The following is a 24419-nucleotide window of genomic DNA, read 5'->3' as shown; positions in this document are numbered from 1 at the left end:
GCTTGTCGGCTAAATCCGCACGACGATCCCGGTTAATCTAAGCCTAGACGAAAAGCAAGGAATTAGCGGAGCGAAACCGCTAACTTTGCCCGTATCCGGCAAAGTTTAAAAATTGTATTTGGCCGAGAACATGGCCCGGCTGATGTTACCGTTGCGGCCGTCGATCAATTCGCGGCTGCCGTACAGGTATTCAATGCCCAAGGTGGCTTGCGGCAACGGACTCCACAGCAAGTTGGCGTGTACCGATTGGGCTTGGCGAGTCATCGTCGCGGCCACGAAATCGGGCTGGTCGGCTTGCTCGAAACCGTAGGCGAAGCTGCTGCGCCAGGTGTTGCTCCACCAATGTTGGTAGGCCGTCACGGCGCTGTAGACATTGACCAAATGCAGATTGCCGGCCGAATCCAGCGCGGCGTCTTCCAGACGGTTGACCGAAGAATAACGGCCTATCGCGTTGCCGTAATTCAGCGTGAAGCGGATATTGTCGAGTTCGAAGACATTGATTTTGCCGGCTAGGCTGACGCCGCCGCCCCAAGCTTCCCGTGCCGCGCCGCTGATATTGTTGGCATTGCGAATCTGCCGGCCCATCGCCGCCAACGATAGATTGCCCCAGTCCGGTTTGTAGACCAGTTTGGCGATCAGGTCCGGATAGCGATCGTCGCCGGTGGCGGTGAGATTGTCGTAGGTCAGCGTACCGAGCGCCGGACTCCAGCCGCTGCCGGTCCACAGCGTGCTGTTGGGGGATTCGGCCGCCAGTTGCAAATCCAAGCTCTCGCCAGCGAATTTAAACGGCTGGGTCCAACGCACTAGCGGTTGGCGAAATTTAGCGAGACCGACCGGGCCGGCATTATCCAAAGTGTCCGGCGCCGCCAATTCGTTTAAAAACGTGGTCCAGGTTTGGCCGGCCAGGAAATTGCCGAACGATCCGTAGGCATGGCGCAATCTGGGCGTATAGCTGGCGGCGGCCCCGTACAGATCCAGTTCCAGGTAGGTGTTGATATCGCCCCACGCGCTGGGTGTGAACGATTTGAACCAGAAGCGGCTTTCCCTGGCGTTGAACGCTAGTTGACTGTCCTCGCCGCGATGCGATACCGGAATATTCGAAACGGACAGGAATTGGTCGCCGAACGAGGGCGCGCTGACGCTGCTTTCGTTGACGTCCAATTTTACAAAGCCGCCGAAGCCCAGCGAGGTGTCGGTGCCGGGTATCTTAAAGGTGCCTTTGGTATCGCCCAACGTGACTGGCGGCTTGGTTTCCGGTTTCGCTTCGGTCGGGTTGGCGGCGGGACTGGCCGAAACGGCGACGACGCCATTCGTCGCCGGCGAGGCCTGAGTCGTCAATTGCCGGTTTTTTTGTTGCTCGGCGGCCAAGCGGGTTTCCAGATCGCGGATTCTGGCATCGGCTTGATTGGCGTGTTGCTTGAGTTCGGCGACTTGGTCGCCGAGTTGCCGCAACAAGGCGCGCACATCGTCGGTAGCCGTCGCGGCTAGCGGAAATACGCCGGAGGCGATGGTGAGGAGCAGGCGAGGATGGCTACGCATTATTGGCCTCCCGGTTTCTTGAAGTCGCGGAACAACTCGTGGCAGGACGTACAGGTTGCCGAAATGGCTTCCAACGTGGTTGGAATCGCGTCGATCTGCAAGGTTTGCGCTTGGGATTTCAGTTGCCCGGCCTGGATCAGCAGCTTATCCGCCAGCGAAGCGAAGACTTTTTGTTCGTCCGATTCAAGATGCAGGTTTGGCATGGCTAGACGCATCGCCGCCAGAGCGTGCTCGACGCCTTCCGCCGCTTGTTGCACGCGAGAGAGGGCTTCGCGGCGTTGGTTGTCCATCTCGTGCTCGGTCAAATTGCGTTCGTACATCAAGTTATGCATGCGTTGCATCGACTGCCGCAGGTCTTGGCTGTCGATGGCGTGCAGGGCCGGTTTGCCGGTGTCGATCAATTTTGGCGGCGCCGGTCGCTGTCCGCCGCTACCGCAGGCTGACAACGCCAAGGCGAGCAGCGCGTTTGCCGCGTAGCGCCGGGACGACGCCCGCGCTCGCGATCGTGCTGATGGCGCCACGGCAAACGCGGTGCCCAGGGCTGGCGGTACCGTGAAAGCGGTTGCATTCAGCTTGGCGAGGGTGGGCAATGGCATGTGGAATGTCTCCTGGTATGGATGGCGGGCTCGGTTTGAAAGCCGCCGGAGTAAGCCGGTCTTCCAGCCTGTCGGTCAGGCGTAGAAGGGGCTTGATCGGTAATTCCATAAGTGTAGAACGGAATTTGCCGCAAATCGGCTGGCGCTGGAAACGTCGCCGAACGTAGGGTTGCCAAAGGCGGCCTGTCGGCTGGTATCTAAGCCTCCGCCAAGCCTACGCGAGCGGGGGCTTGTGGCTGACGATTCGGTGATTCGCGGCTTCGAGGCTGGACTCGGAGGGGCGTTTGAAAGTCCCCGGAATGGTCATACGCTAGTATCCGGAGGTCGTTTTAGCGGAGCAGATGGGTGTTGAGTCCGAGCTGTCGATGGTTATCAAACCGGGCTCTAGCCCGCTTTACCAGGTCTGCGTGTTGGTGAGACCGTCGCGAGCACGTGATGGAATCGAACGATGGCCCGCCGCGGGATAGGCGGCGGGCAGTCCAGCGTTCACGGTTAGGCTGGATTAAGCGTTTGGTCGTTTAAAAGTGCTGAAATTGGTGCAAATCCACGGTGCCGCTCGCGGCGTGTTCGGGGAGGTCGCGCGGCATGCTCGATTTGCGATGTTCCGGCGCGCGGACTGGGTTAATTTGTCCGGCGGCGCGGGCAATTTTGAAAAAACTCATCAGATTTTGCAGTTGTAAGGATTGGCTGGTCATCTCCTCGGCAGTGGAGGCCAGCTCCTCGCTGGCGGAGGCGTTCTGTTGGGTGATTTGGTTCATCTGATTCATCGCGGTATTGACTTGGCTAACGCCGGCCGATTGTTCCTGCGAGGCGGCGGCGATTTCCTGCACCAAATCGGAGGTTTTGGCGATGCTGGGTACAATGGAATCCAGCAGCTTACCGGCACTTTCCGCGGTATTGACGCTGGTTTCGGCGAGCTTGCCGATTTCCTGGGCCGCGATCTGACTTCGTTCCGCCAGTTTGCGTACTTCGGCGGCGACCACCGCGAAGCCCTTACCGTGGTCTCCGGCCCGGGCCGCTTCGATGGCGGCATTCAGCGCCAGCATGTTGGTTTGGTAGGCAATGTCGTCGATGATGCCGATTTTACTGGCGATGTCTCGCATGGCCACGACGGTTTGCTTGACCGCCTCGCCGCCCTCGTTGGCTTCTTGCGAGGCCTTGGTGGCCATGCCGTCGGTGACCTTGGCGTTATCGGCATTCTGATTGATGCTGGACGCCATTTGTTCGATGCTGGCGCAGGTTTCCTCGACGCTGGCGGCTTGTTCACTGGACGCTTGCGACAGCGACTGCGATGTGGCGCTGACTTGCTTGGACGCGGTACCCAGTTGTTCGGCGGCGGCGACCACTTCGGCGATGGTTTGCGACAATTTCGCGATGGTGTTGTTGACGGTATCCTTGAATTCGCCCAATTGACCTTGGTAATCGCCCTTGACCGGACGAGTCAGGTCGCCTTGTTCGACCAGCCGCAGCACCTCGACGACTTCGTTGATCGGCAGGATGACGCCGTCCAAGGTTTGGTTGACGCCCTCGACGATTTTACGGAAATCGCCTTGGTGCTGGGTGGCGTCGGCGCGGGTCGCCAAGCGGCCTTCGACGGCGGCTTGCGACAGTTTGTTGGCATCCGCGACTAAGGCGTTCACGGCGTCTATGCAGGTGTTCAGGTTGTTTTTCAGAATGTTGAAATCGCCGTGATAGGTGTCGGTGATTTTGGCCGGGATATTACCCTTGGCGATGTTATCGACGTAGTCGGCGGCGACGTTGAGCGGGCCGATCACCGCGTCCAGCGTGTCGTTGACGCCTTCGACGATCTTGCGGAAATCGCCTTGGTGCCGGGTGGCGTCGGCGCGGGTGGCCAAACGGCCTTCGACGGCGGCTTGAGATAGCTTGTTGGCGTCGGTGACCAGCGCCTGAATGTTGTGCTTGAGTAGCATCAGCCACTCGTGTATTTGATCGTCGCTGGAGGCTTTCGCCATTTCCGCGCTCATGTCGCCGTTCGCCAGTTTAGTGACGTAGGCGATCAGATCGGACAGCCAGGCATGCACGCCGTTGACGGCTTGTTTCATTTTGTCGTGGTCGCCCTTGCAAGCGATCTCGACGCGTTGGCGCAGGTCGCCGCCGCGAATCAGGCTAAGAACGCGGTTGCCTTCGCCGATCGGGATCAAAATGGCATCCAAGATTTGGTTGATGCCTTGCACCAGTTTATTGAAGTCGCCTTTATGCCGGCCGGCATCGGCGCGCGCGTCCAATCGGCCTTCGGCGGCGGCGCTGATCAGCGTATTGGTGTCCGCCATCACGGCTTTCAGATTGCCGCGCACCAGTTCTATCGTGTCGTTGATGAAGACTTTCTTGCCGGGCAAGCGCTCCATCGGGGCGTCGAAATCGCCTTCGCCGAAGGCCTTGAACACCGCCATCGCTTTCTTCTTGACGGCGATATGGCCCGATACCATGTCGTTGACGCCTTGCGCCATGACGCTGAAATCGCCTTGGAATTTTTGGGTATTCATCAACACGTCGATGTCGCCGGCTTCGTGTTGTTTGCTCATGTGATTCATATCGGCGATAAAGCCTTTCAGATTGCCGCGCACCAGTTCTATCGTGTCGTTGATAAACGCTTTCTTGCCGGGTAGTTTCTCCATTGGGGCGTCGAAATCGCCTTCGCCGAAGGCCTTGAACACCGCCATCGCTTTCTTCTTGACGGCGATATGGCCCGATACCATGTCGTTGACGCCTTGCGCCATTTGTCGAAAGCTGCCTTGAAAGCGTTGGCTGTCGACGACCGCGTCGATATCGCCTTGCTCGTGTTCGGCGGCCATCCGGTTCATGTCGGCCAGCAGGGATTTAATCGTGTCGCTCATATGTTTCATCGCAGCCATGACGCTGGCGGTATCGGTGGCGTCAATCCGAATCTCGCCGCTCAGATCGCCGACGGCTATCCTGCCCGCCAATCGAGCGACTTCGTCCGGTTCGCCGCCCAATTGGCGGCTCAGTTTGCGGGTCACAAACCAGCCCAATAGTGCGATCGTCGCCAACGCCAGTAGTGCGATGACCGCTAGCCATATCGAGGCGTGGGCTTTGATGTCCTTGGCTTGGCCGGCACTTTGTTCGGCCAGATTGCCGTTATATTGTCCTTGCTGTTCGAGTGCATCTTGGAGTGTCGCGCTTAGCGGAGTCATTTGCTCCAGCGCCGCTAGCGCTTGGTCCTTACGGTTTTGCTTGGACAGCGCCAGGACGGTATCGACGCCGGCCCGGTATTTTTCGAAGGCCGCGAGGTTAGCGGTGTACAGGCGCTTGTCCTCGGCGTCGGATACCAGAGCGTCGTACTGCTTCAGGCTGGTTTCGAATGCGCTGAGTGCCTCGGTTATCGATTGATTTAATTCGGCGATCTTGTCCGGATCGGTATTCGATACGTGCCGATAAAGTCTGGCTCGAACTTGGCCGAAGGTTTTGAATTGGCGATTCAGCGCAATCAGCGAGGGCACGCTATTGGCGTTGGCGTAGTTGGCGGCCGTAAAGACACTATCCAATTGTTGATAACTGACGCCCGCCAGACTGGACAGGCCTAGTAAAGCGATTCCGATCAAAAGCGACATGCGTTGTACGATGGACATGTGGACCTCCCGATGTTGAGCTTCCCTGACTTGATTCGGCCGGCCGTTCCATGACGGACCCCGTGTTCTTTGAGCCTGCTGGACCGAGGTCGCCGGATAGCTTGTCGGGTGCGGCATTTTAGAATGCCTTGTTTTGCGCTAAATATCTATAGCCTATTATCATGCGCTATGCCATGGTGTTCAAAAAAATAATCTTTTTACGCGTTAGCTAAAGTGCGGTGAGTTAGCGAGCTACTCATTGCCGAGCGCTCCACGCGGTGCCGCGAAAGTGCGGCGTTTGTTCGGAGTAACTAGTTTCGTTAATGAAAAAAATCAATTGTTTTACATGTGGTTGATGAAAAAATTGGGTTGCCGGTGTCCTCGGTATTTGAGTGAGTCCAGCGTTGGGCTATTGTCGTTTCCGGCGAATGTATTCGATGTTGAGGAATTTGAGGCCAGCGTTAACTCTACGCGGTATAGTTTGCTGTTATGTTTAGCGATGGAGTTGATAAATTAGACGCCGACTATCGATCAGGGGCGTCTGAGGTTTAGCGAATACCCTCGGAGATACGAGGCCGCGAGCGCGCTTGGCGATTAGCTGAGCGGAGCTGCCGGTCGAACGATTTTGAAACCGCCGCCAAAAGTAAGTCGGTGCGTGGGGGCGGCGTTAGCCGCGATCATGGGCGGCTCCTACAACGGCATGTCCGCACGTTGTGCCTCACGACATTCATCGTAAGGTGATTAATCTAGCGGAGGGGGGCTTTTACCCCGGCTTTCCGTGCCGGGGTAAAAGCAGCGCATTGTAACGGCGTTTTACTTATTCGCGGGCGAACCTAGAACCGTTCGAATTGATGCAGATTCAAATCCAGGTGGGTCGGGTCGTTCGGGTTGGTGGGTGCGTGTTTGATCTTGGCTTGGGTTGTAGAATGAGCGGTTCGGCGTTGCCCGCCGCCGGTGTTGCCCGTCGCGCCGCTGATCTTGAAGAAACTCATCAAGCCTTGCAATTGTTCGGCCTGACCGGTCATTTCCTCGGCGGTGGAAGCCAATTCTTCACTGGCGGCGGCGTTTTGCTGGGTGATTTGGTTCATCTGATTCATCGCGGTATTGACTTGGCTGACGCCGGCCGACTGTTCCTGCGAGGCGGCGGCGATTTCCTGCACCAGATCGGAGGTTTTGGCGATGCTGGGCACGATGGCATCCAGCAAGCGGCCGGCGCTTTCGGCGGTGCTGACGCTGGTTTCGGCCAATTGGCCGATTTCCTGGGCGGCGATCTGACTGCGCTCGGCCAGTTTGCGCACCTCGGCGGCGACCACCGCGAAGCCCTTGCCGTGATCGCCGGCCCTGGCGGCCTCGATCGCGGCGTTCAGGGCCAGCATATTGGTTTGATAGGCAATGTCGTCGATGATGCCGATTTTGCCGGCGATGCTTTTCATCGCCTCGACGGTTTGCTTGACGGCGGCGCCGCCCTCGACCGCTTCCTGCGAGGCTTTGGTGGCCATGCCGTCGGTGACCTTGGCGTTTTCGGCGTTCTGGCCGATGCTGGCGGCCATTTCCTCGATGCTGGCGCTGGTTTCCTCGACGCCCGCGGCTTGTTCGCTGGCGGCTTGCGACAGCGATTGCGACGTGGATTGGATTTGTTCGGAAGCGTTGCTTAACTGATTGGTCGCGGAGACGACCTCGGCGATGGTCTCGGACAGTTTGGCGATGGTATTGTTGACGGTGTCCTTGAATTCGCCGAGTTGGCCTTGATAGTTGCCTTTGACGATCCGCGTCAGGTCGCCTTGCTCGACCAGACCCAACACTTCCACCGCTTCGTTAACCGGCAACACGATGCCGTCGATGATGTCGTTGATGCCCTGCACCAATCTGCGGAAGTCGCCTTGGTGCTTGCCAGCGTCGGCGCGGACGTCCAGGCGGCCCTCGGCGGCGGCTTTGATCAAGGTATCGGTATCGGCAATGACCGCGCGCAAATTGGCGCGGATTTTATCGATGGCGTTATTGATAAAGATCAGTTTGCCGGGAAGTTTTTCAATATCGGCATCCAGGTTGCCTTGGCCGAATTGCTCGAAGCAGGCGATGGCTTTTTGGTTGACGGCGATGTGGGCGCCGACCATGTCGTTGACGCCTTTAGCCATCGTCGCGAATTCGCCTTGGAATTTGCCGGTATCGATCTTGAAATCGATTTCGCCGGCGTCGTGCTGCCCGGCCATACGGTTCATGTCGGCGATAAAACTTTTCAGATTGCCGCGAACTAGATCTATGGCTTCGTTGATAAACACCTTTTTGCCCGGCAGTTTTTCGATGTCGGCGTCGAAGTTGCCGTTACCGAAGGCCATGAACACGCCAATGGCTTTTTTCTTGACGCCGATGTGGGCGCCGACCATGTCGTTGACGCCTTGCGCCATGGTTCTAAAACTGCCTTGAAACTTAGCGGCATCGACGACGGCGTCGATTTCGCCTTTGTCGTGCTCCTTGGACATGTGGTCCATGGCGGCGAGTAGCGTTTTGATGGTGTCGCTCATGTGTTTCATCGCGGCCATCACGCTGGCGTTATCGCCGGCTTGTAACACGATGGTGCCGCTGAGATCGCCGACCGCGATTTGATTGGCCAGTCCGGCGACCGCGTCCGGTTCGCCGCCCAGTTGGCGCATCAAATTGCGGATGATCATCCAGCTCATCATCCCAACTAGCAGTGTGATCAGTACCGCGATGCCGACCGAAATATTAGTGGCGCTTTGCTGGATGCGGCTCGCTTCGAGCATCCCTTGGTCGGCCAATTGGGAGTTGTAGTCCAACTCGGTTTGGATGGCGTCCTGTAGTTTTTTAATGGCCGGCATCAATTCTTCCCTGACCGCCGCTTCGGCCTCTTTGGTGCGGTTTTGCCTAGAGAAATCGAAAACTTTTAGACGCGGAATATCGTACGCCGCCAATAGCGATTTAACGTTGTCGAGCATGGCCTGTTCCTTGGCGTCCGAAAGGCAACTGGCGCCGTTGCAGGCGTCCAAGGTATAGCGCTTCAACGTGTCGTCCAATTTCGCGCGGGCTTCGGCGATTTTCGGCTCCAATGTCGCCATGCCGGCCGGATCGGTGATGATGACGTGAAACAACGAATATTCCCTCAAATCGGCCAGTTGTTTTCGAATCTCGAAAAATATCCGATAGGTCGGTACCGTGTTAACGCCGGCATAACTCGCCGCGTCGTAAACTTTCGCGAGCTGGATATAGCCTAACAGCGCCAGTCCGACCAAGCCCAGCATGGCGGACGACGATAGGAGTAAAAGTCTCTGTTTAACAGTCATGGGGTTTCTCCGTGGATGTCGTTGAAGGTCGGAAATGTGGGCGGAACGCTGCGGCGGGCCGTAGCGCGCGTTCGATCAAATTTGTCCGCGCTTCGCGAAACGGTATGGTTTGGCCGGGGCTTACGGTTTTTCTCGGATTAGCTTAGACCATTTTGAGTCGCTATCCAGTTTGGGTAGGCAAATTCGAAACGGTTACCCGGAGGATCGCACCTAGGCGCTGTGGAAGTTCGATGGCCGAAAATGCTTTGCGCGCCGGTTCGAAGTTTGCCAAGATAGAGGAAGTCGCCCAACCGAGCGTTTGCCGCGCTAGACGACCGGCCGTCCGGAATCCAAGGGCGCGCACGCGCTTCTTCCTTTGGTTTTTGTCATGTCCAAGCCTCTGATTCACAAAGGTCGCGGTGCCGTCAGCAATGCCGCCGGCCGCTACGAAAAACAACGAAGCCAGGCCGAGGACGACGGCTGGGGGAGCTTGGATGTCGACTTGCCTCCGCTGGCGACCGAAATCATCGTCGATGCCAGCAAATCGGTGATCACCTATAACGATTCGCCGGATATTCCGTTCGACCGTTCCGTCAACCCGTACCGGGGTTGCGAACACGGTTGCGTGTATTGTTTCGCGCGGCCGACCCACGCGTATCTTGGCTATTCGCCGGGGTTGGATTTCGAAAGCCGTATCTTAGTCAAACCCGACGCCGCGACGTTGCTGCGCGCGGAACTCGGCAAGCGCCAATACCGTTGCGCGCCGCTGGCGCTGGGTACCAATACCGATCCCTATCAGCCGTTGGAGCGCCGCCAGCGCACCATGCGCGACATTTTGGAAGTGCTGCGGGAAACCCGGCATCCGGTCGGCATCGTCACCAAATCGGCGCTGATCGAACGGGATATCGACATCCTGGCCGAGATGGCCGGCCAGGGCTTGGCGTCGGTGTGCTTGTCGATCACGACCCTGGATCGCCGCTTGGCGCGGACGCTGGAACCCCGCGCCGCCGCGCCCGAGCGCCGCTTGGAAACGCTGACTCGTTTGAGCGAAGCCGGCGTGCCGGTCGGCGTGATGGTTGCGCCGTTGATTCCGGTGTTGACCGATTACGAATTGGAAGCCATCGTGTCGGCCGCGAAGCGGGCCGGAGCGATCAGCGCGGAATACATTCTGCTGCGCCTGCCGCTGGAAGTGGCCGACTTATTCGACGAATGGTTGCGCGAGCATTACCCGCTGAAGGCCGAGCACGTGATGAACCGGGTGCGCGACAGCCGGGGCGGCAAGGTCTACGACCCGAGCTTTCATCGGCGTTTGCGCGGCGAGGGTGTCTACGCCGATTTGATTGCGCAGCGCTTCGGGTTAATCCGGAAAAAACTCGGCCTGGAACGCGGATTGCCGCCGCTCCGCACCGACTTATTCCGCAAGCCGGCGGCCGGCGGGCAGATGAGTTTTGACTTTTTCGAGTGAAAGCTGGTCGCGCGGCTTGCGGGCAATGGCGCAGGCTCGAGGCGGGTACGGTAGAACCGGGTTAAGCTCGGTGCATCAAGCGTCCGCATCCTCGTCTTTCTGGCGTTTTTCCAACAACCCTTGCTCGCGAAGCATGGCCTTGAAGCCTTTCATCACCGGTCTGGAGAGCGCCGTTTCGGCGAACAAGCGCTTTTCGTAGATTCGGTTTTTTAGGTCTTCGTCGTCCGGCGCGGCGCGGGCCGTCGCGATCAATGCATGCAACTCCGGCTCCAACAACTGACCGGGCAGGTCGCGGATTTGGTCGTACAACAAACTCATCACGACTTTTTCGCCGGCGCGCATTTTGCATTTGCCGTCGATGATTTTCAGCATCACCGTCACTGCGCAATCGACATGCAGCGGGGTCAGCGGGTGCGCCGCCACCCAGGCGGCAACGGTTTCCGGCGTCATCCGACGGCCTCGCCGGCAGCCAGCCGCTTGGCGTAATCGAGTAACGACTCCTCGACCGCCATATAGGCGTAGTCGGCGACCGCCGCGACGCCGATGGCGTTCACCTTGGCGGTCGGGCCGTCGCCGATGCGCGCCACGAACACGGCGTCGCAGTCCTTGATGGTTTCCAGTATGCCGGCCAGCGCGTTCTGATCGCCGTGTTGGCCGTGGCAGTAATGATCGACGTCGCGGCTTTCCAGGTGCTCGCAATGGTCCGGCGTCAAACGATAGATCGCAAAGTGTTTGGCGTGACCGAAATGTTCGTTGATAGAGATGCCGTCCTTGGTGGCGACGGCGATTTGCAGCGGCGTCGCGCTCATCGGCGAACTCCAGGCTCCGAGGTGGTCGCGCGGCGGTGAGTTGGGCGGTTTGTCATGGCGATTCCGGGGCTACACAAATTATTAGCGATTAAGCAAGAGCGATACCAAGCGCGGGAATGCCGATTTGCCGAGGTTTGCCGGGTGCCGGCGCGTGGCGGTCTCGACAAATGTCGGGTTTGCGACAAGTTGCTGCGGCGTTCGATTCGGAAGGGGTTTTTGCCTATACTGCCGGCATTGCCCATCGAACTAAATCCCTAAATGACGACCACTTTGATCCAGATGACCGTGCTAATGCTGTGCGGCGCGGCCTGGAGAGTCCTGTGCCCGAATAAACTCGCGGCCGATCAAACCCGCCTGGTGTTGACCAGCGTCGTTTATTATTTTTTATTGCCGGCCATGGTGCTGGAGGTGCTGTGGAAGGCCGACATCGGCTGGCAGTCGTTGAAATTCAGCCTGTTGGGTTGTTCCAGCATCTTGTTGGCGGTTGTCGTCAGCGGGTTGATCGCCAAGCTGCTCCGTTTCCAGCGGCCCCAGACCGGTGCGATGATACTTGCCGCGGCGTTTCCGAACACGACTTATCTGGGATTGCCGGTGCTGGAGCAAGCCTACGGCGGGTGGTCGCGCTCGGTGGTGATACAGATGGACTTGTTCGCGGCGGCGCCGATGGTGTTCACGGTCGGTATCCTGCTGGCGCGCCACTACGGCGCCGCCGAAAAAGACCAGCCCAAGTCCCGGCTGGGATTTTTTAACGCGCCGCCGTTTTGGGCGGCGTTACTGGCGGTGGTTTTGAATCTGAATCACCTGCCCGCACCGTTGTGGTTGGCCGGATTGCTGACGATGCTGTCGGCCGCGGTGGCGCCGCTGATGATCTTTTCGTTGGGATTGGCCTTGAGTTGGCGAGCGGTAAGGTGGCGCAATCTGCCCTATATCCCGCCGGTGGTGCTTATTAAATTAATGTGGTTTCCGTGGGCCGGCATTTACATCGCGGATGTCTTGCAGCTCGAAAATCCGTTTCGGGCGGCGGCGATTTTGGATATCGCGATGCCGAGCATGGTGTTGGGCGTGGTGCTGTGCGACCGCTACCAACTGGATAGTTCGTTGTATGCCACGGCGGTGACCGTCACGACTGGACTGAGTTTGTTTAGTTTGCCGTTTTGGTTCGAGGTGTTATGAAGGCCATTGCCGAAGTGTTTTCGCAAGGCGAGGAAGTCGTCACCGGCCAGGTGGTGGACAGCAACGCCGCCTGGTTGTCGCAACACTTGGTGGAGCTGGGTTTCAGCGTGACCCGGCACACCGCGGTCGGCGACAAACTGGACGATCTGGTGGCCTTGGTTCGAGAGATCGCCGGCCGCGCCGATTGTTGCGTCTGCACCGGCGGTCTGGGACCCACCGTCGACGATTTGACCGCCGAAGCGGTGAGCATCGCCGCCGATTTGCCGCTGGTGCTGGACGAACAAGCCCTGAGCCATATCGAACGCTATTACGCCAATCGGCGGCGGGTCATGCCGGCCGCCAACCGCAAACAGGCGTATTTGCCGCGCGGCGCCGTGCGCATCGATAATCCGGTCGGCACCGCGCCGGGTTTTGCGTTGCAAATCGGTCGGTGTTGGTTCGCCTTTTTGCCGGGCGTACCGATGGAAATGAAAACGCTGTTTGCCGACGTGGGGCGGCAGTTGCAGCAACGCTTTAGGTTACGGCCGGATCGTTTAGTGATGTTGCGCAGCGTTGGGATCGGCGAATCGGCGATACAGCAAGCCTTGGCCGGTATTCCATTACCCGGCGGCGTGCAACTGGGGTTTAGAGCCGCGCCGGACGAGGTGCAAACCAAGTTACTGTTTGCGGCCGACTTTCCGCTGGCCGATATTCGCGACTGGGCCGGCCGGGTACGCGCGGCGATCGGCGACTGCGTGTTCGCGATCGACGGCCTGGAGGGCGTGGCTGGCGGCGATTTGCCGACGGTTGTCGATCGATTGCTACCGGTCGATAGTCGAGTGGCGATACTGGAAACCGCCAGCGGCGGCCGGCTGGCGGCCCTATGTCAGTTTTACGATTGGCTGGATTCAACCTTAGTTTGCCGCGATGCGGCTCAAGCCGGGCGGCAATTAGGGGTTTCTACCGAGAACGAGCTTCTCGAATTGGCGGTGCGACAATTGGCCGAAAGCTTGCGAGCGCGAGGCGCCGATCTGGCCCTGGTTCAGCTTTATCAAGGCGGACCGGACGATTACCGCAACCGCGACAGTACCATCGTCCTTTATAATGGCCTGCTGACGCCGGACGGCTGGTATTGCAAACAGCATACCCTGGGCGGCACCGCAAACACCAAACAAACCCAATCAGCCTGGCTGACCCTGGACTTACTCCGCCGCTATTTACAAAAGTTATGCCCTTAATTCGCCTGACCAACGTTTCTATTGCTTTCGGCACTCATGCCTTGCTCGATCATGCCGATTTTCAACTAGACCCCGGCGAACGGGTCGGGCTGTTGGGTCGCAACGGCGAGGGCAAATCGACCTTGATGAAAATCATCGCCGGCGATATTCACGCCGACGGCGGCGAGATCTGGAAGCAGCCGGAATTGCGGCTGGCTTGGCTGGAGCAGCAGCCGAATCTGAATGACGGCGATACGATCTACGAAGCCGTGGCTGGCGGTTTGGGTGAATTGGGCGGACTAATTGCCCGCTACCACGAGTTGTTGACGCACATGGACGGCAGCGAAGCCGGGTTGGACGCGCTGGGCGAAGTCCAGCACAAATTGGAAGCCGCCAACGGCTGGCAGTTTCAACAGCGGGTCGAGGCGGTATTGAGCCGCTTGCAATTGCCGGCCGATGTTAAGGTTAGTAGTCTGTCCGGCGGCTGGAAGCGGCGAGTGGCCTTGGCGCGGGCCTTGGTGATTGATCCGGAGGTGTTGCTGCTCGACGAACCGACCAACCATCTGGATTTCGAAAGCATCACCTGGCTGGAAGAACAGTTGTTGAACTTCGCCGGCGCGGTGCTGTTCGTGACCCACGACCGGGCTTTTTTGCAAAAACTGGCGACCCGCATTATCGATCTCGATCGCGGTCAGTTGACGTCGTGGGCCGGCAATTATCAGGATTACCTGGTGCGCAAGGCGGCGGCACTGGAAGACGAAGCCAATCAGAATGCCGAATTCGACAAGAAGCTGGCCAAGGAGGAGGTCTGGATACGCCAAGGTATCAAGGCCAGACGCACCCGCAACGAAGGCCGGGTACGGGCGCTGAAAAAATTGCGCGCCGAACGCGCCGAGCGCCGCAACACCCAGGGCACCGCCAAACTATCGTTGAATAAGGGCGAGGTATCCGGCAAGAAGGTCATCGAGGCGGTCGATGTCGAGTTCAGCTATGGCGACCGCACTATCATCCGCGATTTCTCGATTCGCATCGATCGCGGTGACAAGATCGGTTTGATCGGCAACAACGGCGCCGGCAAATCGACCTTGCTGAAACTGTTGCTCGGTCAGTTGCAGCCGACGCAAGGCACGGTCGAACTGGGTACCAATCTGCAAATCGCCTATTTCGACCAATTGCGCGAACAGCTCGACCCTGAAATCTCGGTGGCCGACAGCGTGCTCGACGGCGGTGAATTCATCGACCTGCCCGGCGGCCGGCGCCATGTGATGAGTTATCTGGCCGACTTTCTGTTCGCGCCGGCGCGGGCTCGTTCGCCGGTCAAGAGTCTATCCGGCGGCGAGAAAAACCGCTTGCTGTTGGCGCGCTTGTTTACCAAGCCGGCCAATTTGATCGTTATGGACGAACCGACCAACGACCTGGATTTGGAAACCCTGGAAATCCTCGAGGAAAAACTGGTCGAGTACCAGGGCACCTTATTGCTGGTCAGCCACGACCGCGAGTTTCTGGATAACGTGGTCACCAGCGTGTTGGTGTTCGAGGGCGAGGGCAGGGTTGAAGAATACATCGGCGGTTACGCCGATTGGTTTGCGCTGTCAGAGCGCAATAAAAAACAACAAGCCGAGGTGGCGAAAGTCGCCGACGCAGCGGCCAAGAAAGACAAGCCCAAAACCGCGCCGGCCAAGAAACTTAGCTTCAAGGAACAGCGCGAGCTGGAGCAACTGCCGGAACGCATCGAACAACTGGAAAGCCGCCAAGCCGAACTGACCGCGACGATCGGCGGCGGCGAGTTTTACAAGCAATCGCAAGAGGCCGTCGCGGCCAGTCTGGCGGAATTGCAGGCGGTGGAAACCGAACTGGCCGCCGCTTACAGCCGTTGGGACGAGTTGGATGCGTTGCAGGGCTGAAAAGTTGCCGGCGGCCGAGTCAGAATCAGAGCGGTGGCAAGTTGGTGCTGAAGGGCTCGACGATGACTGACTCGCCCGGTTTGACGCCGGCACAGTCTGCGTCCAGCACAATGAAGCAGTTGGCGTGACTGGCTACTGTCAATTGATGCGACTCTTGGCCGCCCGCGAGCTTGACTGCGTACTGGCCAGGCGCGATTTGGCTGACGATGCCGCGTTGATATTCCTGACGGCCGGCCGATTTTTTCAGCCGGCTGTCGCAACGGGCCAGCAATTGCAAAGGCCCGGCGGCCGGTTCGCCGGCCAGTTGACGCAAGGCCGGCGCCACGAACTTCCGGAAAGTGACCAATACGGCGGCCGGGTTGCCCGGTAGTCCGAAAAACCAGCTGGCGCCGATTTTGCCGAAAGCTAGCGGCTTGCCGGGTTTGATCGCCAATTTCCAGAACTCGACCTGGCCGCATTTGGCCAGGGTTTCTTGAACGTAATCGGCGTCGCCGACCGAGGCGCCGCCGGTGGACAAGACGACATCGAAACGATCGGCGGCGTCGAGCAAGGTTTGCTCGAGCAGAGCCGGATCGTCTCTGACGATGCCAAGATCGACGACTCGATGGTTGGCGTCGGCCAACAGGCCGGATAGCAGATAGCGGTTGCTGTCGTAGATTTTGCCGTGTCCCAATGGCTCTCCGAGCGGTGTCAATTCGTCGCCAGTCGAGAAAAAGCCGATATTCAAACGGCGATGGGCGCGAATGTCGGCGATGCCGGCGCCGGCCAACAAGGCCAGATCGCTGGCGGTCAATTTTTTCGGCGCGCTGATCAAGGTATCGCCGCGATGCACGTCGCTACCGATGGCGCGGACGTTTCTGCCGGCGGGACAATCGGCGCCGAACAGCACAAACTCGCCGTCCCTATCGACTTGCTCTTGCTGGACCACGCTATCGACCCCGTCGGGTACCACCGCGCCGGTGAATATTCTGACGCATTCGCCATCCGCCAGTTCGCCGACGAAGGGTTGGCCGGCCCACGCAGTACCGACGACGCGCAAGCGGAAGGTTTGACTCGGCAATATCTGCGCGCTGTTTAAACCGTAACCGTCCATCGCCGCGTTGGCTTGCGGCGGAATATCTTGAGGCGCTTGCGGACTTTCCGCGATCACACGGCCAAGTGCGTCCGACAGCGCGACGGTTTCGGTTTCCGATAGCGGGATTATTGCCGAGGCGATCCGCTCCAAGGCTTGTTCGGCGCTGAGTAACGGTTTATGGCTTGGGTAACAAAGGTTGGTCACGATAGCGAGCTCAAATAGGTGTTGAGAATAAAGTCGGCAATCGCCGACGGGTCGTTGAGGTCGAGTTTGGGTATCGGCGGTTCTGGCCGCAGTTGGGTATCGCAGGCAATTGCGATAATGCTGGGATCGCTCGGATACAGCAACGGTTTGCCCAGCGCCGATCGGTGCAATTCGATTTTGGGATAGCGTTCGTCTCGAAAGCCTTCCACCAAAATCAAGTCTAGGCCGGCGCTAGGAAATGCCGCTAATTGCTCGGCTAGCGTAACCTCGGTAGCGGCCGACAATTCGCTGATGATCGCGCGTCGGAAGCGAGATACCAACATGACCGGTGTCGCGCCGGCTAGTCTGAGCCGGTAACTGTCCTTGCCGGGTTGGTCGATTTCGAAATCGTGGTGACTGTGCTTGATCACGCCGACCTTCAGCCGGTTTGCCTTGAGCAGCGGCAACAGACGGGTCAATAGCGTGGTTTTGCCGGTGCCGCTGTAGGCGGCGAATCCCAACAGCGGCGGCGGCTGAAGCATCGCGGGTCTCGGAAGCGCAAGAAAGCCGGGTATTCTAAGGTATTATGGCTAGCCTTGGGTGGCGGTCCGGAGGTGGGGTGATACGCATCGTTTTGTTATTGCTGGTGGTCGGCTTGTTTTTCGCGGTACGTTGGTGGATGGCGTTGCCGGCTAAACCATCGGGCGACAAATTGCGTCAATGGTTGACGATTGGCGGCGTCCTACTGTTGGCGGTTTTAGCGTTGAGCGGTCGTCTGGGTTGGTTGTTCGGCGCGCTGGGTGTGGCGGCGGCGTTTGTCTGGCGCGGTTTACCGATATTGATCAGAGTGGCGCCGCAATTGCAGCGCTTGTGGCTTTGGTTTCAAACCAGTCGCCACGATTCCGGTCGGTCGGGGCAGGCTGGCTCAGGGCAAGGGCGCGGCGGTAAGACCGCTGCAATGAGCGAGGCTGAAGCCCTGGAGGTTTTGGGACTGAAAATCGGCGCCAGTCAGGCCGACATTGTGCAAGCCCATCGCAAGCTGATTTCGCGGGTGCATCCCGACCGTGGCGGGTCCGACTATTTGGCCGCGCGGATTAATTTGGCGAAGCGGGTGCTGCTGAAAAACTGATCGTGACGGCATCGTGCCAAACCGCTATTGAGTTTGAATTTCGAATTTATGTGAAGCGCATCACTCTGAACGAAAGATAAATCTGATCGAAGTCAGATTTTGATTTTGAACTTAGTGTGAAATAGTCGCGGTTTCGATATTCTGCAGTCGCCGGATCAATTCCAAAAAGGAGATGTGAGCCACAAAAAAACCTGGAAATTCAACTCATAGGATAAAAAAATTAAAGTTATACTGGCGCTCGCCGTAAACAGGGATAATTTCTGAGTTTATGCTAAGGCGAAAAAAAAGGGAGATGAGGGTTGCAGTTGGTCGGACCGTCCTATCGGGCCGGACTAGGCGACGTAAGGATTGCACTCTAATCCGTATTTGAGATTGAAGGCCGATTCCCTATTAGGGACGGCCCGAACAGAACAATAACTGAATCAGCAAGCCAAATACCTGGGAGACTAATCATGATGGAAGAAGCGATAGATGTAATAAAAGACATGGATATGCCCGATTTCATTTCTTTCGATGAAGTGGAGGACGAAATCGAAGAGGTCGATTCCGCGGAAACGTTCAAACTAGCGGAAATCGACACCAGCGACTCGCAAAACGAAGGGACTTTCGACGCGACCCGAGCCTATCTTAACGAACTTAGCAAATCCCAACTGCTGACCGCCGATGAAGAAAAAATTTACGGTCGGCGCACGCAACAAGGCGATACTCAAGCCCGCAAAATCATGATTGAAAGCAATTTGCGTCTGGTTGTGAAAATTTCCAGGCGCTACTTAAACCGTGGCCTTCCGCTGCTGGATCTGATCGAGGAAGGCAATCTCGGTTTGATTCGGGCAGTCGAAAAATTCGATCCCGATCGCGGATTCAGGTTTTCCACCTACGCGACATGGTGGATCAGGCAAACGATAGAACGGGCTATCATGAATCAGACCCGCACGATTCGCTTGCCGATTCACATCGTCAAGGAAATGAACGTTTACCTGAAGGCTCAACGCAGTTTGGCGCAACAACTCGATCACGAGCCCACCGTGGACGAAATTGCCAAGCATTTGGACAAACCCGCGAAAACCGTCAGCAAAATGCTGAAACTGAATGAGAGAGTGACTTCGGTCGACGTATCGTTCGGTAAGGATTTCGACAAGCCTTTATTGGAAACCATTTCCGAGGAAGAGAGCCGCAGTCCGGCGGAAATCCTGCAGGAAGACTTCATTCAAAACAACGTCACCCATTGGGTGTATCAACTAGGCGAAAAACAACGCGAAGTGATTTGCCGTCGGTACGGACTGTGCGGCTTCGAAAACGCCACCCTTGAACAAGTCGCGCTGGAAATGGGCGTCACTCGCGAGCGGGTCAGACAGATCCAGATGGATGGCTTAAAGCGCTTGAAAGAAATCCTGGAAACCAACGGTTATTCGTTCGAATCCATTTTTAATTAACTCGACTGCCCGTTTGTTATTCTGGTGTAGCGGACGTTTCGTTCTCTTCGCCAGGATCGGAGCGGAGTTTTTTCGTTAGTCGGTGCGGTAGAGCGGTAAGTCGGAAATCCTTCGGTCGATTTCCGCTACCGTGGCGGCGTATTTCGGACTTCCAACTGTCTGGTAACGGTTTTTGAAGGTCTGGGCGTCCATGTGCTCGGGCAAGTCTTGCACGTCGGGGATAATCGCGGAATAGTCCTTGATTTGCGAGAGGACTTTCTGTAATTCCCTGGCCCGCTCGGTAGTCGAAATTGCCAGCGTGCCGAACTTGGTACCGGCCCGGTCCGCGCTCAAGTCGATAAAGCTAAAGCCGCTGCCTTTTTCCGCATCGCCCAATTCCTTGTCCACGCCAAGTTGTTCGCCTAAGAGTTTGGCATCGACCGCCGCCAGTAGCGCCGATGCAATGAAATGTTGCGGAATATCGACGCGTTTATAGGCGTAGACCGGAAGTTCCTTGCTGTACACCAAGCCGATCGGCAAAAAGCGGCGTAGCTCGCTTTTATAAATGTAACTGCCGACCGCGATAATGATCGCGCGGTTTTCCCGAATCGCGTCGGCTGCTTCGGTATTGCGGTAGGCAAAATCGAACAAGGGTTGTAGCAGATCGATCAATGACAAGCGCCAGGCCGGATCGTGTTGGCTGACGATAGTATTGATCTGCTGCTGATAGCGGTGCAGATTGGGGTATTCCCGATGTTTTTGGATGGCCAACTGCTTCGCCGATTCGACCACCGAGCCAAGATAACTGATTTCCAGCGCGTTCGGGGTGATCCTGACGTTTTGCACGTATTGGCTGGCGACCAGCCAATATTTTTTTAGGGGCGGGTATTCCACGATGGCGGGTATCAGCACATTCGCGGCCGGATCCGGGATGGATATTTCCCCGATTTTAAAGGATTTGATGCGGATACCGCGGTCGGCTTGCCGAAGGCTGAAGTTGATGTCCAAATAGCGGCCCCACGGGTTTTCCGGTACGAAAATCGCGATTTGCGCCTGTAGGCGGTCGTTGAGCAACTGAATTTGGGTGGTGTTTTCGACGAAGTGGTTAAGCAGATAGCTGACCGCGATATTTAAGTCTTTTTGGTTTAAATTGACTGTTTTTACAGAGTCGCGTTCATCGGCGCTAACGTTCAGCAATTGCTTGGCGCGTTGGATGTCGTCGCGGTTCAGGCTTTGTTGGATTTGCGGCGATGGGCTGTCATCCAATGCAAAACACAGTAATATCGTGATCGATAGCGCTAGTCCCAGTAGCGAATAGAGCAGGCGTTTCAGCATTGATCGAAGATCAAATTGAAGCGGCTTTCCTTTAAATACAGCATTTCTTTTCTAAGGTCGGCGTCGGTTAACGGCGCCTGTTCGAGCCAGCCTTGCGGAAAATCGATCCGGATGTCGCGATCTTCGACGTTCAGTTTGAAGTCAGGGCGCGGACTATGCCGATTGCGATGCAGTAGCGTGGCCAGTCTGAACAAGATCGCCATGATCGGCGCGTGTTGGCGCCAAGGCATGGGCAGGTCTTCGAAGCGGCAGGCCTTGAATTTCTTCCGGTGGCTGCGGACCAGCGACGCCAGCAACAATTGATCTTGTTTGGAAAAACCGGCCAGATCGCCATTCTCGATGATGTAAGCGCTGTGTTTATGATACTGGCTGTGTGCAATCTCGAAACCGATTTCGTGTAAATCGGCGGCCCATTCCAAAAACTGTAGCGTCGCCGGGTTGTCCGCAAAGCTGGGGTGGTCGTTCAGTTGTTCGGCCATGTAGCGCAAAGTGGCCTTAAGTTGTTCGCTGTGGCGGCGATCGGTGTGGTAGCGGGCTGTTATCAATTCGCAGGTTTGGCCGCGAATATCGTGGTTGTAGATTCGGCCCAACAAATCGTAAACCAAACCTTCCCGCAGCGCGCCGTCCGCGACGGTCATTTGTTCGATGTTCAGCGTCTTGAAAGTCGCGTAGACGATGGCTACCGCGCCGATGAAAACCGGCCGGCGCTCGATGCTGAGCGCCGGAAAGTCGATCTCGGCAATATCGTTCAGTTTCAACAGGTGTTCGACCAGCGCGTCCAGTCCCGCCATCGTAATGCCGTTGTTGCTCCAGCCGGAGGTTTGCAATACGTTACTGACTGCTTTCAGACTGCCGGAAGCGCCGATTGCCTCGTCCCATTGCTTGCGGTTGAAGGTGTCCTGAAACGGCTCCAAATGGTGTTCGGCAAACAACATCGCGTTGCGAAAGGCTTTCTTGTTGATTTTGCCGCTTTTGAAAAATGCTTGGCTGACCGTGACGCAGCCCATGTTCAGGCTTTCCTTGATATGGGCGACATCTTCGCGGCCGATGATGTATTCGGTGCTGCTGCCGCCGATATCCATCACGAAACGGTTGTTGGCATCGCTGCCCAGGCTATGGGCGACGCCCTGGTAAATCAAACGGGCTTCCTCGATGCCGGAAATGATGTGGATCGGGTGGCCCAGGGCTTTTTCGGCCTTGTTGATGAATTGCTGGGAATTGCGGGCGATGCGTAGCGTGTTGGTGCCGACGATCGCCACGCTGTGCGGCGGAAAATTGCGGATACGTTGGCCGAATCGCTCCAGGCAGGCCAGCGCCCGTTCCTGGGTGGCCGGTTCCAGATTGCGGTTTTGATCCAGACCCGCCGCCAGACGCACCATCTCCTTTAAACGGTCCACGGTTTGTAGTTTGCCGTTCATCAAGCTGCAGATAATCATGTGGAAGCTGTTCGAACCCAGGTCCACGGCGGCAACGCTGGTCGGTATCGGAAATGGCAAAGTAGTATTCCTGTTCTGGCTGCTGAGTAAATGCCAATTCTGATAGAATCGACTGCTTTTACGGCCGGCGATCCGCGCCGGAACGTCATCACTACCGCCGGGCATTATAAACTAGAGCATGACGGCTTTATCCATCCGCAACCTAAAAAAAACCTATAACAATGGCTTCCAGGCCTTGAACGGCGTGGACTTGGACGTGGAACTCGGCGATTTTTTCGCATTGCTCGGCCCGAATGGCGCCGGCAAATCCACGTTGATCGGCATCGTCAGTTCGCTGGTCAACAAGTCCAGCGGGACCGTCGAAATCTTCGGTCACGACTTGGATCGCGACACGGCCGGCGCCAAGCGCTGTATCGGCTTGGTACCGCAAGAAGTCAATTTCAATCAATTCGAGACGGCGCATGGCGTGGTGTTGAACCAAGCCGGCTACTACGGCATTCCCCGCAAGCAAGCCCTGAGGCGCACCGAAATCTGTTTGCGGCAAATGGAGTTATGGGACAAACGCGATACCGTATCGCGGCGCTTGTCGGGCGGCATGAAACGGCGGCTGATGATCGCCAGAGCCATGGTGCACGAGCCGCGTCTGCTAATCCTGGACGAGCCCACCGCCGGCGTCGACATTGAGATTCGCCGGGCGATGTGGGACATGATGCAAGAGGTCAACCAGCAGGGGACGACGATCATCCTGACCACCCATTATCTGGAAGAAGCCGAAAGCCTGTGCCGCAACATCGCCATCATCGACGATGGCCGGATCGTTGAGCATTCGGCGATGAGCGATCTGCTGGCCAAGCTGCATACCGACCATTTCGTGCTGGATATTGCCGAGCCGCTCCGCGAGGCGCCGGCCATTGCCGGTTGCGCGATCGCGTTGGCCGGGGAGCGCGTGCTGGACGTTTCGGTACCCAAGGCGCTGGGGCTGAACCGCCTGTTTCAGGAGTTGTCGGCGCGGGGCATCGAAGTGCTGAGCCTTAGAAACAAATCCAACCGCTTGGAGCAAATGTTTATGGACCTGGTGCAATGACGTACTCCGTCGCGTTTTGGACGATCCTGGGCAAGGAGATTCGCCGCTTCACTCGCATCTGGCCGCAAACCTTGTTGCCGCCGGCGATCACGACCGCATTATACTTTTTGATCTTCGGCAAGCTGATCGGCGAGCGCATCGGCTTGGTGCACGGCGTCAGCTACATGGATTACATCGTACCGGGCATTATTTTGATGTCGGTGATCAGCCATTCCTATTCCAACGTGGTGTCGTCGTTTTATTCGACCAAGTTTCAACACCATATCGAGGAATTGCTGGTGGCGCCGGTGCCGAATTACGTGATACTGGCCGGCTATGTGTGCGGCGGCATCGCCCGCGGCGTGCTGGTCGGCTTGGTGGTGGCGGGGATTTCGATGCTGTTTACAAAAATCCAAGTATTGCACTGGGACGTGGTTTGCGTGGTGTTCGTGTTGACCGCGACCTTGTTCGCGCTGGCCGGCTTCATCAACGCGGTGTTCGCCGACAGCTTCGACGACATCTCGATCATCCCCAACTTCGTGCTGACGCCGCTCAGCTACCTGGGCGGCGTGTTCTATTCGGTGGCGATGTTACCCGAGGTCTGGCAACAGGTGGCTCGGGCCAATCCGATCCTGTACATGATCAACGCCTTCCGCTACGGCATGATAGGCGTCAGCGACGTTCCCATCCTGCTGGCCTTCGAAATGACGGCCGGCGTCATCGCGCTGCTGATAAGCCTGAGTCTATGGTTGCTGCACAAAGGCGTCGGCATAAAAACCTAGGGCTTGGTCCGCCAAGATCGGCAAGTCCGAGCGGACGCTACAAAGACCGAGATGTCCCAAGTTCTAGCGCGATAGTACAATCGCTAGACTCAACCATCCACGAGGAGACCCATATGGAACAGATACCGTTAGCCGACATGTTGATCGATTTGCGCGCCGAGCTCGATAAAGCGCAGCGGGAGGGAGACGGCAAAAAGCTGCGTTTTCGCGTCGAGTCGATAGACTTGGAACTGCAAGTCACCGTCACGAAAAGCGCCGAGGCCGGCGGCGGCGTCAAGTTTTGGGTAGTCAACGCCGACGGCAAGGCCAAGCGCGACAAAGGGACCGTGCAGAAACTGCATCTAAAGCTGAATCCGGTTGAGGTGGACGCGGACGGCAATGAACGGCCGGTGCTGGTTGCCGACGACAGCGGTATCGGCCGGTAATACGCGGCGTTGCCCCGTCCAATGGATGGCAC

Annotated in this window: 19 protein-coding genes; 9 read left to right on the top strand and 10 right to left on the bottom strand. The window is 57.4% G+C overall.

Going from position 1 to position 24419, the window contains the following annotated elements; genetic code table 11:
• Window positions 1–105: 105 nt before the first annotated feature.
• From ACQE3E_RS14760 to ACQE3E_RS14745, 4 genes are all read right to left on the bottom strand, one after another.
• Window positions 106–1539 carry a DcaP family trimeric outer membrane transporter gene (locus tag ACQE3E_RS14760; protein ID WP_427500711.1) on the bottom strand — a complete coding sequence of 478 codons (1434 nt, stop codon included), beginning with the start codon at window positions 1537–1539 and terminating at the stop codon, window positions 106–108.
• On the bottom strand, window positions 1539–2135 hold the full coding sequence (locus ACQE3E_RS14755; RefSeq protein ID WP_064026802.1) for a cytochrome c: 597 nt from the start codon (window positions 2133–2135) through the stop codon (window positions 1539–1541). The genes ACQE3E_RS14760 and ACQE3E_RS14755 overlap by 1 nt, the downstream gene beginning before the upstream one ends.
• Before the next feature lie 518 nt (window positions 2136–2653).
• On the bottom strand, window positions 2654–5743 hold the full coding sequence (locus ACQE3E_RS14750) for a methyl-accepting chemotaxis protein (protein ID WP_313729886.1): 3090 nt from the start codon (window positions 5741–5743) through the stop codon (window positions 2654–2656).
• 812 nt (window positions 5744–6555) lie between these two features.
• Entirely contained in the window at window positions 6556–9021 is a 2466-nt protein-coding gene (locus ACQE3E_RS14745; RefSeq protein ID WP_313729887.1) for a methyl-accepting chemotaxis protein, read from the bottom strand.
• A gap of 367 nt (window positions 9022–9388) precedes the next feature.
• Here ACQE3E_RS14745 and ACQE3E_RS14740 point away from each other — a divergent pair, with 367 nt between their 5' ends.
• Window positions 9389–10465, top strand: a complete 1077-nt coding sequence (locus tag ACQE3E_RS14740) for a PA0069 family radical SAM protein (RefSeq protein ID WP_313729888.1) — start codon at window positions 9389–9391, stop codon at window positions 10463–10465.
• 75 nt (window positions 10466–10540) lie between these two features.
• Here ACQE3E_RS14740 and ACQE3E_RS14735 read toward each other — a convergent pair whose 3' ends face one another.
• Window positions 10541–10915 (bottom strand): hypothetical protein, encoded by a 375-nt coding sequence (locus ACQE3E_RS14735; protein ID WP_313729889.1) that lies wholly within the window; start codon window positions 10913–10915, stop codon window positions 10541–10543.
• The gene (locus tag ACQE3E_RS14730) at window positions 10912–11274 is read right to left on the bottom strand and encodes a NifB/NifX family molybdenum-iron cluster-binding protein (RefSeq protein ID WP_064028632.1); all 363 of its coding nucleotides are present in this window, start codon (window positions 11272–11274) and stop codon (window positions 10912–10914) included. Before ACQE3E_RS14730 ends, ACQE3E_RS14735 begins: the two co-directional genes overlap by 4 nt.
• 258 nt (window positions 11275–11532) lie before the next feature.
• On the opposite strand from ACQE3E_RS14730, the gene ACQE3E_RS14725 reads away from it, so the two are divergent.
• The 3 genes from ACQE3E_RS14725 to ACQE3E_RS14715 are packed head-to-tail and all read left to right on the top strand — an operon-like array spanning window position 11533 to window position 15547.
• The gene (locus ACQE3E_RS14725; protein WP_281020744.1) at window positions 11533–12447 is read left to right on the top strand and encodes an AEC family transporter; all 915 of its coding nucleotides are present in this window, start codon (window positions 11533–11535) and stop codon (window positions 12445–12447) included.
• The gene (locus tag ACQE3E_RS14720) at window positions 12444–13664 is read left to right on the top strand and encodes a competence/damage-inducible protein A (RefSeq protein ID WP_313729890.1); all 1221 of its coding nucleotides are present in this window, start codon (window positions 12444–12446) and stop codon (window positions 13662–13664) included. The genes ACQE3E_RS14725 and ACQE3E_RS14720 overlap by 4 nt, the downstream gene beginning before the upstream one ends.
• A complete protein-coding gene (locus ACQE3E_RS14715; protein WP_313729891.1) occupies window positions 13655–15547 on the top strand; it encodes an ATP-binding cassette domain-containing protein in 1893 nt (630 codons plus the stop codon). The genes ACQE3E_RS14720 and ACQE3E_RS14715 overlap by 10 nt, the downstream gene beginning before the upstream one ends.
• Window positions 15548–15572: 25 nt before the next feature.
• Here the strand turns inward: ACQE3E_RS14715 and moeA are convergent, their stop codons facing one another.
• The gene (gene moeA / locus ACQE3E_RS14710; RefSeq protein ID WP_313729892.1) at window positions 15573–16826 is read right to left on the bottom strand and encodes a molybdopterin molybdotransferase MoeA; all 1254 of its coding nucleotides are present in this window, start codon (window positions 16824–16826) and stop codon (window positions 15573–15575) included.
• Window positions 16823–17347, bottom strand: a complete 525-nt coding sequence (mobB, locus tag ACQE3E_RS14705; RefSeq protein ID WP_313729893.1) for a molybdopterin-guanine dinucleotide biosynthesis protein B — start codon at window positions 17345–17347, stop codon at window positions 16823–16825. Before mobB ends, moeA begins: the two co-directional genes overlap by 4 nt.
• A gap of 77 nt (window positions 17348–17424) precedes the next feature.
• Between mobB and ACQE3E_RS14700 the strand changes: the two genes are divergently transcribed.
• A complete protein-coding gene (locus tag ACQE3E_RS14700; protein WP_313729894.1) occupies window positions 17425–17934 on the top strand; it encodes a molecular chaperone DnaJ in 510 nt (169 codons plus the stop codon).
• A gap of 452 nt (window positions 17935–18386) precedes the next feature.
• Window positions 18387–19367: an RNA polymerase sigma factor RpoS gene (rpoS, locus tag ACQE3E_RS14695; protein WP_313729895.1), complete on the top strand. Its 981-nt coding sequence runs from the start codon at window positions 18387–18389 to the stop codon at window positions 19365–19367.
• A 75-nt stretch (window positions 19368–19442) separates the two neighbouring features.
• On the opposite strand, the gene ACQE3E_RS14690 is transcribed toward rpoS, so the two are convergent.
• Both ACQE3E_RS14690 and ppx read right to left on the bottom strand, forming a co-directional pair.
• Entirely contained in the window at window positions 19443–20681 is a 1239-nt protein-coding gene (locus tag ACQE3E_RS14690) for a hypothetical protein (protein ID WP_064028651.1), read from the bottom strand.
• Complete coding sequence (gene ppx, locus ACQE3E_RS14685; RefSeq protein ID WP_064028707.1) at window positions 20675–22177, bottom strand: exopolyphosphatase; 1503 nt, start codon at window positions 22175–22177, stop codon at window positions 20675–20677. Before ppx ends, ACQE3E_RS14690 begins: the two co-directional genes overlap by 7 nt.
• A 118-nt stretch (window positions 22178–22295) precedes the next feature.
• Here ppx and ACQE3E_RS14680 point away from each other — a divergent pair, with 118 nt between their 5' ends.
• The 3 genes from ACQE3E_RS14680 to ACQE3E_RS14670 all read left to right on the top strand — a co-directional run bounded on the left by ACQE3E_RS14680 (window position 22296) and on the right by ACQE3E_RS14670 (window position 24387).
• A complete protein-coding gene (locus ACQE3E_RS14680; RefSeq protein ID WP_064028653.1) occupies window positions 22296–23201 on the top strand; it encodes an ABC transporter ATP-binding protein in 906 nt (301 codons plus the stop codon).
• Window positions 23198–23962 carry an ABC transporter permease gene (locus ACQE3E_RS14675; protein WP_313729896.1) on the top strand — a complete coding sequence of 255 codons (765 nt, stop codon included), beginning with the start codon at window positions 23198–23200 and terminating at the stop codon, window positions 23960–23962. The genes ACQE3E_RS14680 and ACQE3E_RS14675 overlap by 4 nt, the downstream gene beginning before the upstream one ends.
• Window positions 23963–24075: 113 nt before the next feature.
• Window positions 24076–24387 carry a trypco2 family protein gene (locus ACQE3E_RS14670; RefSeq protein ID WP_313729897.1) on the top strand — a complete coding sequence of 104 codons (312 nt, stop codon included), beginning with the start codon at window positions 24076–24078 and terminating at the stop codon, window positions 24385–24387.
• The last annotated feature ends 32 nt before the right edge of the window (window positions 24388–24419 follow it).

Origin of the sequence: Methylomonas sp. MED-D (assembly GCF_050276835.1) — a bacterium.
Lineage (GTDB): Bacteria > Pseudomonadota > Gammaproteobacteria > Methylococcales > Methylomonadaceae > Methylomonas > Methylomonas koyamae_A.
Note: the sequence above shows the minus strand (reverse complement) of the source record. Positions and strands in the feature narration are given on the sequence as shown.